Here is a 12551-nt window from a genome sequence, read left to right as displayed (position 1 = left end):
CATGATGAGAGCGTTATACGATTCTAAAAGTAAAACAATCGACGATCGCGGTATAAAAAATCTGCTGTCCAATGAAGCGAAATATTCAACTTGGTTGATGTTTGAAGCCATGTTAGCGCAAGCACAAGCTGAATACGGTTTTATTCCACAGTCTGCCGCAGATGAAATTAAAGAAAAGGCGATTATTGAGAATATCGATTTCGAAGAGATGAACCGTATTTATCAAAAAATCGGTCATGGCTTTGTGCCTTTCTTAAAAGTACTGGTGAATGCATGCTCTGAAGAGAGTGGTAAATATGTGCACTACGGCATTACCACTCAAAATATACAGCAAAGTTCACAGCTGTATATGATGAAAACGGTACACAACAAATTTATGTTGTTGTTAAGCGAGATCATCGAAAACTTATCAAATCTCGCTGAAAGAACCAAACATATGGTGATGGCAGGTAGAACACACGGTCGCCATGCTATTCCAATTACTTATGGTTATAAAGTGTCTGTTTGGATCAGTGATTTTATTGATTGCTACCAGCGTATGAAAGAGTGTGAAAAGCGTGTATTCACTATCATGATGGGGGGCGCAGTAGGTGCTTTTAACTCCATGCCTGAAGTGGGGATGAAAGTACAAAAACGCGTTGCTGAATTAGTGGGTATGCAAGCAATGGAAGTCCCATCACGTAACCTAAGTACGCATAAATTAGAGTACATGATGAATTTGGCATTGATGGCAAATATCTGCCATAAAATGGGTGAAGAAGTGTATAGCACCACGTTAGAAGAAATTGCTGAAGTTTCTGAAGGATTTACAAAAGGCACTGTGGGTAGTAGCACGATGCCTCATAAAATTAATCCAAAATTAGCCAAAGGAATTATCGCTAACTCACAAAAGCTTTACTCATTACCGAATGTGGGCATGTATTCCGCAGTAAGACCATACGAGGGCGATAGCAGCTCTTATATGTTATTCGATGGCTTAATTGAAGAAGCATTAGAATTAACAACAGAAATTTTGCTAAGAACGGAAGAGCTTTCAAGAACCATCGTTCCTCATGAAGAGAGAATGCTACATAACGTGATGAGAAATAAGGGTTTAGATAATACCGAATACGTTATGATGAAAATGGCAGAAAAATTAGGCAAAGATAAAGCGCATTCATTGTTATATGAAGAAGCCATTAAAACGGCGGCAGATGGTGAAGATTTTTACACTAATCTGATGAAGAATGAAACCATTACAGCGGCATTTAATGCAGATGAAATTAAGGCAATGCTTGATCCTCGTTCTTATATCGGTTTATCTGTTGAACTTGCTGAAAAAGAAGCAAAACGTGGATTAGTGGCGGCTCAAGAAATTAAGCAAAGCTATAAATAAGTCGTAAAAGTTATCAAGTATCCATCAATAAATCATTATCAGTTAAGTCGAGAGCCACTCATTTTGAGTGGCTCTTTTTGCTGATGACTAACCAATCAAACCATGCACTAAAATAATCCCGATACAAATTGGCCCAATATAACGCCATACCAATAATAAGCTTTGACGTTTTAATCCTGTGATATTTTCAGGAATAAAGGCATTCGCTCTACGTGACCAACCAAAGATTAAACACATTGCAATACCAAACAGTGGCATCAAAATATTAGAAGTCAGGTAATCCAACAAATCGAAGACTGTTTTGCCCCCCAGCGTCACGTCACTCATCGGTCCAAAAGATAATGACACTGGAATACCCATCAACATAATCGATGCGGTTACGACTAACCCTGCACGACGGCGTGTCCACTGAAAACGCATCTGTACGTAAGCGACGATATGTTCCAGTAATGAAATTGCAGAAGTTAACGCTGCCATTAATAACAAGACAAAGAACGTCACGGCTAAAATATTGCCACCAGGTAAGTTAGCAAAGTAAACTGGCATGGTCATAAAGGTTAAACCTGGGCCCGCATTAGGCTCTAAGCCTGCGGCAGATAATGCAGGGAAAATCATTAATCCGGCAAGTACACATACCATACAAGACAGAATAACCACCCACATACTGGAGTTAGCGATACCTTTATTATCCGCTAAATAAGCACTGTAAGTGATGTGAATACCTAAACCGATAGACAGTGAGAAGAAGGCTAACCCTAACGCATCTAATACGCCTTGAGGGGTTAATTTGCTGAAATCAGGGTATAAAAATAATTTTAAGCCTTCAGAAGAACCAGGTAAGCTAATACCAACAATAATCAATAAAATCATAATGATAAATAACATTGGCATCATGATTTTAACGGCTTTTTCTAATCCGCGTTGTACACCTGCTAAAACCACAAAACAGGTTAATCCAGCAAAAGCAAGGTGAGCCAAAATAGGCCATAAAGGATCACTAATAAAGCGGGTAAAAATACCCGTTAATTCAGCGCTATCTGTAATATTCAACTGACCTGTTGCCGCCATAACGGTATAGCCAATTGTCCAACCACCGACAACACTATAGAAGCTATAAATACACCATGAACTGAATACACCAATAACGCCTATAATGACCCAATTGCGCCCCATCATTTTCTTAAATGCATTAACTGCTTCGGCGTGTGTGCTACTGCCTAATATATTTTCAGCCAGTAATACCGCAAGCCCGATAATAAAACTAAATAATAAGAAGACGATTAAGAATGCACCACCACCATTATTGGCAGCGACATAAGAAAACTTCCAGATTGCGCCAATACCGATTGCAGAGCCTGCGGCTGCTAAGATATGGCCGACTCGTGATGTCCATTGCTGGCTCATTTTGCCTCCGATTTAATTATTTTAGTGATGGAGGTAGCTGGCAAACAACGAATTGCAGATAAAACATTGTAATTCATAACCTTTGTGGTGAAACTAAACATCATAGAACTCCCCTAAAAAATCAGTTCCACCAGTAGGTTACAAACAAAAAAACCACCTTACTGGTGGCTTTTGCAAAAGATGAATAAGCGTGGCCACCTAACGAAGTAGTAGTAGGTTTAGGCCTAAAAGTCGGTTGTTAGTGTTCATATTCATCTTTTTGCTCTTTATTGAAATGGATATCATCGCAATGCAATATGAAATATTGTTTTTCAAAATGCGTATTTGTTATTTATATCATAAATTCAAACTAAAGAAATAAATTTTATTGGAATTCAGTGTTAATTTTTATTTCTAAATGTTTTTCTGATGCCAATAGATAAATGTCGTAATAAGTCATGGAATTAACCTTATTTGTGTAAGGTGAGCATCAGCAAAAATGTCGAAACGGTTATTAAACATTATTTTATTTTTATATCTTATTGATTATATTTAAAAAATTTAATTGGAATAATTCCTGATTAATTGAAAGTTCTTTATGACTCTTTTACTCCCTAGTTAGCACACAAGGTGAAAATGGGGATTAAATCGATTAAAAAGGCTCTTGAAATAAAACTCCATTCTTATCTCTTTTATAAAAAAATTTTACTGTAAAAGAAGTAACATTATATTCTGCATAAAATCTCAACAATAAATTATTGTGACTACTTTTTATTCCAATGTCAGATTTTTATTCCTAAATTTGATTTAAGGAAAGTTATAAAAATATAAGGCTAAAAAATAGACATTTTGATCGTCTTCACAATTCAGAAAAGATCGATTTGAAGTTTAACTCCGAAAATAATTATATATTGGAGTGATCTTCAATATACAAAAAACACCCTACTTGATGACAATAATAAGAGCTAATAAGTATGAACAGAATAAAGAAAATATCTTACGCCTGTCTCTCTGTAATGCTAGTGTCAGCAATATTCACCTCTACTAGCTTTGCAGAAAAACTTCCTAACTTACCTGTCACATTTAAAAGTGGGGCAGGAACAATCAACAAAAATGTTATTTATATTGGTTTAGGCACAGCAGGAAAATCTTGGTATAAGCTTGATCTTAATAATCAAACAAAACAATGGGAAAAAATAGCAGACTTTCCTGGTACACAAAGAGACCAGGCCATTGCACTAGCATTAAATAACGATATTTATGTATTTGGTGGTGCGGGAAAAGAAAATAAAGAGAGTGAAACTATTATTGCACTCACAGAAGTTTATCGTTATTTACCTAAAGAAAATAAATGGGAAAAAGTGAATACGCGAGCGCCTTACGGATTAGTTGGGCATGCTGCTATCAATATTAACAACCATGAAGCTATTATTCTTGGTGGTGTTAATCAACAAATTTTTGATGGTTACTTTGTTGATTTAAACCGCACCAAAGAGAATGGATCTGAAAATAAAAAAGTCATCAGTGATTATTTTAATAAACCTGCGGAAGGTTACTTCTTTAATCGAAATATAATGGAATATAACGCTGAAAGTAATCAATGGCGATTATTAGGTGTTATGCCATTTAATGGAACGGCGGGTTCGGCATTAGCTTATGATGGTAATAAAATCACCTTAATAAATGGTGAAATAAAACCGGGATTACGAACCAGTGAAGTACAAACAGCGACATTTAAAAACAACCAATTACAATGGGACACGGTAGCACAAAAGCTACCAAATCCTACACCTGATCAGCAACAAGACGGCTTAGCAGGTGCATTTGCGGGTTACAGCATGCACACCTTGCTGGTTGCTGGAGGGGCTAATTTTCCGGGTTCTCAGGCAAACTATGCACAGCAACATTATTTTGCACACCAAGGACTAGAAAAAACATGGCATAAAGAAATTTATGGCTTTATTAATAATCAATGGAAAGTCATTGGCGAATTACCGCTTCCTCTTGGCTATGGTGTCACTATCTCACATGATAATTCACTTTATTTAATCGGAGGTGAAACAAATAAAGGTGAAGCTGTTAATTCAGTTATTACTTTAACGATGAAAGATAAACAATTAATTATTGAATAATCTCTCCCTACATATAAATTAAAATAACCCATTAAGACCCCTGATTTATTCAGGGAGTCTTACCTATTTAGGTAAATATTATGGCAAATAAAAAGAAAAAACTTTTATTGGCATGCTGTACTTTATTAATGTCATCTCAATTATATGCGACTACATTAGACTTCCGTCATGAATATGCAGATTCGACACGAATTAATAAAGATAGAATTGCATTTATTCATTCTTTTTCAAATGGTATTGGTTTTTATATTGATGCGAGTGTCAAATCAGGTGGTGTTGATGGTGAAAAAGATAAATTATTTAGTGATGTTGTTAATAATGCCATTGAAATGGGGTTAAGCTACAATCATAAATTAAATAATAATGTCACATTACAACCTGGTCTTATTTTCGAAACAGTTACCGATACTTCTATATATAAACCTTATTTAAAAGCACAATATAATTTTGATAGTGGTTTATATATTGCAGGGCGTTATCGTTTTGATTATGCCCGTAAAACAAAACAGGGTGTTGATGACGAAAAGACAAATCGTTTTGATGGTTTTATTGGTTATAAATATAACAAATTTAAAGTGGAATATGACTACACGCAAATGTATAGCGATGCCATAAAATACGATAATAAAAAACGTAATTATGAGCATAACGTCGCTTTCTCTTATCAAATCAACAGCACATTCACGCCTTATATTGAAATTGGCAATATGGCAGTAAGCCCACTTAGTGATGCTCGTCAGACGCGTTATCGTGTTGGGTTACAGTTCCATTTCTGATTTTACTTAATGAAAACAAAGTAAAAAACAGGAAGAGTGGTGGAGACATCATTCTTCCTTTTTATTTTGTTTATTTATCAGTTGGTTATATGGCTGTGGTTATTGTTTGATCTTCTTCACAAATTGTTATTTTTTTGATTGAGAAATTAAACTCCGTAAAATATTATAATTTGGAGTTGTATTTCAAAAAAGAGAACAGTGAGTTCAAAATGGCGCTAATTGAAAAAATGACTAAGGATATTCAGCAAAAAGGCGGATTAATCGTGTCTTGCCAGCCAGTTGATAATAGTCCAATGGATAAGCCCGAAATTGTCGCTGCTATGGCTCAAGCCGCAGTAAATGCAGGTGCAATCGCAGTACGTATTGAGGGAATTGATAATTTAAAAGCAACGCGTCCTCTTATTGATGTGCCGATTATTGGCATTGTGAAGCGTGATTTGCCTGATAGCCCTGTAAGGATCACACCGTGGCTCAGTGATATTGAAGAATTAGCCACCGCAGGTGCAGATATTATTGCTTTTGATGGTACTGATCGTGTGCGTCCTGTACCCGTGAAAACGTTATTAGCTCATATTCATCGTTTAGGAAAATTGGCGATGGCGGATTGCGCCACCTTTGACGAAGGCATGTATTGCCAAGAGTTGGGCACCGAATTTATTGGTTCAACGATGTCGGGCTATACCGGTGGCGAAATACCAAAGCTGCCTGATTTACAGCTGGTCACTGCATTGGCTGAAAAAGGATGCCGAGTGATTGCTGAAGGGCGTTATAACACACCGATGATGGCAGCAAGAGGTATGCATGCGGGTGCTTGGGCTGTCACTGTAGGCTCTGCATTAACACGTCTTGAGCATGTCTGTGATTGGTTCACTCAAGCATTAAAGTGGCAGCAGGAGTTAGATAAATGAATACATTAGCCATTGATATTGGAGGAACAAAAATTTCGGCAGCATTAATTAGCCGAGATAACCAATTGACACAACATACGCAGATCACCACACCCGCAAGTGCATCACCAACACAACTTTATGAAGCACTCGTTGCTATTACGACACCACTAAAAAACCATGCTGATAGTGTTGCCGTGGCATCAACAGGCATTATTTGTAATGGCATTTTAACGGCTCTGAATCCGGATAACTTAGGCGGATTAAAGGATTTTCCTTTAAAAGAAACGTTATCTGCGATCACGGGGTTGCCATGTTGGTTACTGAATGATGCTCAAGCCGCAACATGGGCTGAATATGATTATCGTCGTGAAACTATTTCTGATATGGCGTTTATCACTGTATCGACAGGTGTTGGCGGTGGCGTTATTCAACAAGGACAACTTTTTACAGGAAAACGAGGTATTGCAGGCCATTTAGGTCACACCTTAGCAGATCCTCATGGCCCACGTTGTGGCTGTGGTCGCTATGGTTGCGTTGAAGCCATCGCTTCAGGTCGTGCGATTGCCGCACAGGCAACTGGAGAGCTTGCAGGAAAAGATGCTAAAGCGATTTTTGCTGCCTTTCATCAGGGAAATTCACAAGCAAAATCAATTATTGAGCACTCAGCAAACACAATTGCAAATTTGGTAACAGATATTAAAGCCACAACCGATGCCGATTGTGTCGTTCTTGGCGGTAGTGTTGGGCTAGCGAAAGGGTATATAGAACTCGTTCAAGCAGCCATGACACAACAGCCATTAGCATTACAAGTGCCGATTTTATCGGCTCACTACCATCATGATGCCGGGCTCTGGGGCGCTGTCCTGTGGGCTAGAGAGCAATAAAAAACTGTCGTAAAACTTACCTTTTACCCTACATATGGCAGGACTAAAAAATGCAATTACATGATTTTGGTTTCATTAATTATGCAGTGCTGTTTGGTTATTTAGCAGCAATGCTACTCGTTGGTGTTTATTTCTCTAAACGTCAAAAAACCGCGGATGATTATTTCCGTGGCGGAGGTCGCGTTCCTGGTTGGGCTGCGGGTGTTTCCGTCTTTGCAACCACATTAAGCTCGATTACGTTTATGTCTATTCCTGCAAAGGCTTATACCTCAGACTGGACTTTCATTATTGGGCAATATTTAGCGATCGCTATTTTGCCATTAGTCTTTTATTTCTATATTCCGTTTTTTAGAAAATTAAAAATCACCTCGGCTTATGAATATTTAGAAGCGCGTTTTGATATACGCAGCCGTTTATTTGCCAGCCTTTCATTTATGTTATTCCATATTGGTCGAGTGGCAATTATTACTTATTTAACTGTACTTGCTTTGCGTCCTTTTATGGGTATCGATCCCGTTGTATTAATTGTGCTGATTAGCTTGCTATGTATTGTTTATACTTGGATGGGTGGCATTGAAGGCGTTATTTGGACTGACGTTATTCAAGGGTTATTACTATCAGGTGGCGCAGTGCTTATCTTTATTATGATCTGCTTTAAAGTTGATGGCGGAATTAGTGAAATTTTCACTGCAACATCACAGGCAGATAAATTCTTCCCTGCGACACAATTACGTTGGAGTTGGACTGATAGCACCATTCCTGTTTTGATGATCGGATTTTTATTCGCGAATATTCAGCAATTTACCGCAAGTCAGGATGTCGTACAGCGTTATATTGTGACGGATTCCATTGAAGAAACTAAGCGTACACTGATAACAAACGCTAAATTAGTTGCCATTATTCCTATTTTCTTCTTCGCTATTGGCTCGGCCTTGTTTGTGTATTACAAACAGAATCCTAGTTTCTTACCTGAAGGCTTTAATACAGGTGGTATTCTACCTCTATTTATTGTGACCGAAATGCCTGTCGGTATTGCTGGATTAATTATCGCTGCTATTTTTGCTGCGGCTCAATCGAGTATTTCGAGTAGCTTAAACAGTATTTCAAGTTGCTTTAACTCAGATATTTATACTCGTTTAAGTAAAGTAGAACGCCGTGCTGAACAAAAAATGAAAGTCGCAAGATTAGTGATTATCGTAGCGGGTGTGTTCAGTAGCCTTGCCGCAATTTGGTTAGTTTTATCTGATGAGTCTGAAATTTGGGATGCCTTTAACAGCCTGATTGGCTTAATGGGTGGCCCAATGACAGGTCTGTTTATGTTGGGTATTTTTGTTAAACGTGCCAATGCAGGCAGTGCCGTGGTGGGTATTATCGTCAGTATTATTGCGGTATTAGCGGCTCGTTATGGCAGTGATCTTAACTTCTTCTTCTACGGTGTGATCGGTGCAATGTCTGTGGTAATAGCAGGAACAATTACAGCGCCTCTTTTCGCCTCAGCAAAACAAATTTCATTAGATGACAATGAAACATCAGGGAATTAATAGGGGATAACCTATGTTATTTGGACACATATCAGATTTGGCTTTGATGCCAGAAATGAATTCAACACTGCGTAACGCGATGGAAAAAGCACTCGCACTTGATCCCGCATCTCTCGCACCGGGTAGTTATAAAATTGACGGTGAAACGTTGTTTATGAATGTGATGACGTTTGACACGCAGCCTCGTGAGCAAAAACGTGCAGAGTTACATCAGCGTTATATTGATATTCAGATATTGCTATCTGGTGAGGAAATTATTGATTTTGGTATACAGGGCTCAGCTCAAGATGTGACGCCTTATAATGAGGCTGATGATTATCAACTAACCGATACAATAATAGGTCAACAGACCTTAACGCTTACACCAAGCATGTTTGCTGTTTTTATGCCTTATGAACCTCATAAACCGGGAATTTCGGCTGAAAAGGGTGCAAATACACTGAAGAAAGTAGTCGTTAAGTTGGATGTCGCCGCATTGACTGACTAACAATTACTGTTTTTATTAAGCGCTTTATTTCTGATGTATCAGTAAGTTGTATTCTGATGATATAAGGAATAAAGCGTTTTTTATTATCACATTATTGTATGAGCAAGGCTTTTTTTAACCTGTTGGAATTGGTACTCTTGTTAGCAGAATTTTTTCCGTGTATCCGCTGCAACCAAGGATAATCTCCATGACAGAACAGGCAACGACCCGATTAAAGCCGGGTAAAATACTTGATACGCTAGGCGCAATGAAAAATAGTCTAACGCGAGTATCACAGCGTATTGCAGACTATATCCTGTTCCATCCTACAGAAGTTACTCAGCTCTCTATTGCTCAACTTTCACAAGCGACAAAAGCGGGTGAAGCGACGGTTGTGCGTTTTTGTCGCACATTGGGTTATAAAGGGTTTCAAGATTTTAAAATGGATTTGGCGATTGAAATGGCGACCTCTGATAATGAAGAGTCACCTATTCTTGATGCAGAAGTCACTCATCAAGACGATATCCATACCATTGGTTTAAAACTTCAAGCAACGATTAATAACGTACTATCAGAGACATTGAATCTGCTCGATATGAAGCAAGTTCAAGGCGCTGTAGATGCTTTATTGTCAGCAAATTATATTTTTATCTGTGGTGTTGGTTCTTCAGGTATAACGGCGGAAGATCTAAAAAATAAATTAATGCGAATTGGTTATCGTGTTGATGCGGTGACAAATAACCATTTTATGTATATGCAAGCCTCGTTATTAAAACCGGGTGATGTTGCTATTGGTATTAGCCACTCAGGTAATTCACCAGAAACGGTTCATTCCCTTAAATTGGCAAAAGAAGCGGGAGCCCATACCATTGCACTGACTCATAATTTGGGTTCACAAATTATGGAACATGCGGACTATCATTTGATTAATGGTAATCGACAAGGGAAATTGCAAGGCGACTCTATTGGCACAAAAACAGCACAACTCTTTGTGTTGGATCTCCTCTATACCTTGTTAGTTCAAGCTCAACCAGAAATGGTCAAGGAGCAAAAACTACGAACACTGAATGCGTTAAAACAGACTCATTCCGCGTAAGCTCATTTCTGCATTGTGTGATTTTTTGCGAAAATTGGCGAAAGATCACACTTTCATTTTTCTCTTCCTTTAACGCTCATTTCGTTATTGCGTTCTGAAGTATAGCTCTCTAATATAGAGTCAAACTCCATAAATTAAACAATAAAGAAATTAACCTCCAAAGGAAGTGATCATGAACAAACTCTCTGGACTGATTGCCGCACCTCATACCCCATTTGCGACTGACGGTAGCGTTAATTATCCTGTCATTGATGAGATAGCAAAACACCTTATAGCAAGCGGTGTGACGGGTGCTTATGTATTAGGAACAACGGGTGAAGGTATTCATTGCTCTGTTGAAGAACGTAAGAAGGTAGCCGAACGCTGGGTTGATGCCAGTCAGGGTAAACTAGACCTTATTATTCACACGGGTGCATTGAGCATTGCGGATACACTAGAACTTGCTCGCCATGCTGAGACATTAGATATCAAAGCAACATCAGTGATTGGTCCTTGTTTCTTTAAGCCAGGCAATGTTGATGACTTGGTTGAATATTGCCGTTTAGCCGCCGCCAGTGCGCCATCAAAAGGTTTTTATTATTATCATTCCACGATGTCAGGCTTAAGCATTGATATGGAAAAATTCTTACAAGCTGCGGGTAAAGCTATCCCAAATCTATCAGGTATGAAATTTAACTCTCCTGATATGTATGAATTCCAGCGTTGCTTACGTGTAGATGGTGGAAAATATGACATCCCATTTGGGGTTGATGAATTTATTCCTGCTGGATTAGCCTGTGGTGCATTAAGTGCAGTCGGCAGTACTTATAACTATGCTGCGCCATTATACCTTGAAATTATTGAAAAATTTAAAGCGGGTGATCATGAAGGTGTGACCGCTTGCATGGATAAAGTGATTGCGATTATTCGTGTGTTAGTCGAATACGGCGGCGTTGCGGCAGGAAAAGTGGCAATGCAACTGCATGGTATTGATGTGGGCTCTCCTCGTCGCCCATTACGCCCAATGACCGCAGAGCAAACAGCAGATGCTCTCGCGAAGTTTAAAGCTGCTAATTTTCTGTAATTGATTTGATTTTGATTGAGTATTTATAGATAGCCCATTTTTAACATCTCCCCCATTGATGTGACAGTGGCTTTTAGATGAAAGCCACTTTTTATTATTCACTCTGCAACTTGATTTTAAATTTCACTCCAACCAAAGTAATAGCAATAATTATATTCTTTACTTAGGTGCATTTATGGCATGCGAATTCCTGACACAAGCAACACTCAAAAAATTGTCAACAGGTGAAATTTGGCAACGACAAATCAATGATGAAAGTATTTTTGATGTCAGCTTAAATGCGGGGCAATTAATGATTTGTCAGCCTGAAATTGAGGAAAGCTTTATTCCCTTTAGCCAGAAGCTAATGGCTTATTGTGAACCGCTTGCACTTAAGTTTCCATTTATTGAATTTGCTCAGCCACAAGAATTTCATTCCACATTATTAACGATTTTTAATCAACAAAATGAACAGTTTAAACTGCAACGACCCGGATTATTGGCGTGGTGCCATGAGATTGCCCAAATCTTTAATCAAACAAAACGAATTGAAATTTCATTTAATAACGTTGTGTTAACGTCTAATGGTAGTGTGATATTAACGGGCGTTTCAAAGGAATTAGAACAATTTAGACAAAAGGTTTATCAGCAGATCCCCATTGATAACACCCTTCATAAAAATATTATTCATATCACGCTTGGGCGATTATGTGAAAATAGGTCATCAGCAGAAATGAGGACGCTTTATGATGAGTTAGAACAGAGCCGATCATCATTAATGTTTTATGATATTAATACCTCTATCGTTATTCGACATCCAAAATTTGTGGTGAGTAAAGGTTCTCTTTCATCTGAAGTGCAATTAGGTTTAACGATGGAGTTTAATCAGTTATGGCCATTTAGGTGTTATTAATAATAAATATTAAATAGCCTTTTTCTTTTTGTGACTAAAGCGATATGGCTAAT

At 38.1% G+C, this 12551-nt stretch carries 11 protein-coding genes; 10 read left to right on the top strand and 1 reads right to left on the bottom strand.

All coding sequences use genetic code 11. The features are described from left to right. Positions 1-4 precede the first annotated feature (4 nt). Positions 5-1375: a class-II fumarase/aspartase family protein gene (locus ABN212_RS11185; protein WP_198620141.1), complete on the top strand. Its 1371-nt coding sequence runs from the start codon at positions 5-7 to the stop codon at positions 1373-1375. A gap of 87 nt (positions 1376-1462) precedes the next feature. On the opposite strand, the gene ABN212_RS11180 is transcribed toward ABN212_RS11185, so the two are convergent. Continuing rightward, a complete protein-coding gene (locus tag ABN212_RS11180; RefSeq protein ID WP_198620140.1) occupies positions 1463-2779 on the bottom strand; it encodes a sodium-dependent transporter in 1317 nt (438 codons plus the stop codon). Between the two features lie 953 nt (positions 2780-3732). Between ABN212_RS11180 and ABN212_RS11175 the strand changes: the two genes are divergently transcribed. The 9 genes from ABN212_RS11175 (at position 3733) to ABN212_RS11135 (ending at position 12498) form a co-directional block, all read left to right on the top strand. Continuing rightward, on the top strand, positions 3733-4890 hold the full coding sequence (locus tag ABN212_RS11175) for an N-acetylneuraminate epimerase (RefSeq protein ID WP_349443229.1): 1158 nt from the start codon (positions 3733-3735) through the stop codon (positions 4888-4890). A gap of 80 nt (positions 4891-4970) precedes the next feature. Next, positions 4971-5666 (top strand): oligogalacturonate-specific porin KdgM family protein, encoded by a 696-nt coding sequence (locus ABN212_RS11170; protein ID WP_109373765.1) that lies wholly within the window; start codon positions 4971-4973, stop codon positions 5664-5666. Between the two features lie 209 nt (positions 5667-5875). Then, entirely contained in the window at positions 5876-6574 is a 699-nt protein-coding gene (locus tag ABN212_RS11165; RefSeq protein WP_109373764.1) for an N-acetylmannosamine-6-phosphate 2-epimerase, read from the top strand. After that, entirely contained in the window at positions 6571-7440 is an 870-nt protein-coding gene (nanK, locus tag ABN212_RS11160; protein ID WP_109373763.1) for an N-acetylmannosamine kinase, read from the top strand. Before ABN212_RS11165 ends, nanK begins: the two co-directional genes overlap by 4 nt. A gap of 50 nt (positions 7441-7490) precedes the next feature. Then, entirely contained in the window at positions 7491-8981 is a 1491-nt protein-coding gene (locus tag ABN212_RS11155; RefSeq protein WP_198620137.1) for a sodium:solute symporter, read from the top strand. A 13-nt stretch (positions 8982-8994) separates the two neighbouring features. After that, a complete protein-coding gene (gene nanQ, locus ABN212_RS11150) occupies positions 8995-9468 on the top strand; it encodes an N-acetylneuraminate anomerase (protein WP_198620136.1) in 474 nt (157 codons plus the stop codon). 187 nt (positions 9469-9655) lie between these two features. Next, the gene (locus ABN212_RS11145; RefSeq protein WP_109373760.1) at positions 9656-10543 is read left to right on the top strand and encodes a MurR/RpiR family transcriptional regulator; all 888 of its coding nucleotides are present in this window, start codon (positions 9656-9658) and stop codon (positions 10541-10543) included. 172 nt (positions 10544-10715) lie between these two features. Then, a complete protein-coding gene (locus tag ABN212_RS11140) occupies positions 10716-11606 on the top strand; it encodes a dihydrodipicolinate synthase family protein (RefSeq protein ID WP_100158564.1) in 891 nt (296 codons plus the stop codon). Between the two features lie 175 nt (positions 11607-11781). Next, complete coding sequence (locus ABN212_RS11135; protein WP_198620134.1) at positions 11782-12498, top strand: hypothetical protein; 717 nt, start codon at positions 11782-11784, stop codon at positions 12496-12498. Positions 12499-12551 lie beyond the last annotated feature (53 nt).

It is taken from the genome of Proteus genomosp. 6, from assembly GCF_040139785.1.
Classification (GTDB): domain Bacteria; phylum Pseudomonadota; class Gammaproteobacteria; order Enterobacterales; family Enterobacteriaceae; genus Proteus.
The sequence above is the reverse complement of the archived record's forward strand: the minus strand, read 5'-3'. Positions and strand labels throughout refer to the sequence as shown.

What these genes read in the sequence shown, in the direction of transcription:
- ABN212_RS11185 (WP_198620141.1), top strand. Translation starts at nt 5, where the DNA reads ATGAGAGCGTTATACGATTCTAAAAGTAAAACAATCGACGATCGCGGT.
- ABN212_RS11180 (WP_198620140.1), bottom strand. Translation starts at nt 2,779, where the DNA reads ATGAGCCAGCAATGGACATCACGAGTCGGCCATATCTTAGCAGCCGCA.
- ABN212_RS11175 (WP_349443229.1), top strand. Translation starts at nt 3,733, where the DNA reads ATGAACAGAATAAAGAAAATATCTTACGCCTGTCTCTCTGTAATGCTA.
- ABN212_RS11170 (WP_109373765.1), top strand. Translation starts at nt 4,971, where the DNA reads ATGGCAAATAAAAAGAAAAAACTTTTATTGGCATGCTGTACTTTATTA.
- ABN212_RS11165 (WP_109373764.1), top strand. Translation starts at nt 5,876, where the DNA reads ATGGCGCTAATTGAAAAAATGACTAAGGATATTCAGCAAAAAGGCGGA.
- nanK (WP_109373763.1), top strand. Translation starts at nt 6,571, where the DNA reads ATGAATACATTAGCCATTGATATTGGAGGAACAAAAATTTCGGCAGCA.
- ABN212_RS11155 (WP_198620137.1), top strand. Translation starts at nt 7,491, where the DNA reads ATGCAATTACATGATTTTGGTTTCATTAATTATGCAGTGCTGTTTGGT.
- nanQ (WP_198620136.1), top strand. Translation starts at nt 8,995, where the DNA reads ATGTTATTTGGACACATATCAGATTTGGCTTTGATGCCAGAAATGAAT.
- ABN212_RS11145 (WP_109373760.1), top strand. Translation starts at nt 9,656, where the DNA reads ATGACAGAACAGGCAACGACCCGATTAAAGCCGGGTAAAATACTTGAT.
- ABN212_RS11140 (WP_100158564.1), top strand. Translation starts at nt 10,716, where the DNA reads ATGAACAAACTCTCTGGACTGATTGCCGCACCTCATACCCCATTTGCG.
- ABN212_RS11135 (WP_198620134.1), top strand. Translation starts at nt 11,782, where the DNA reads ATGGCATGCGAATTCCTGACACAAGCAACACTCAAAAAATTGTCAACA.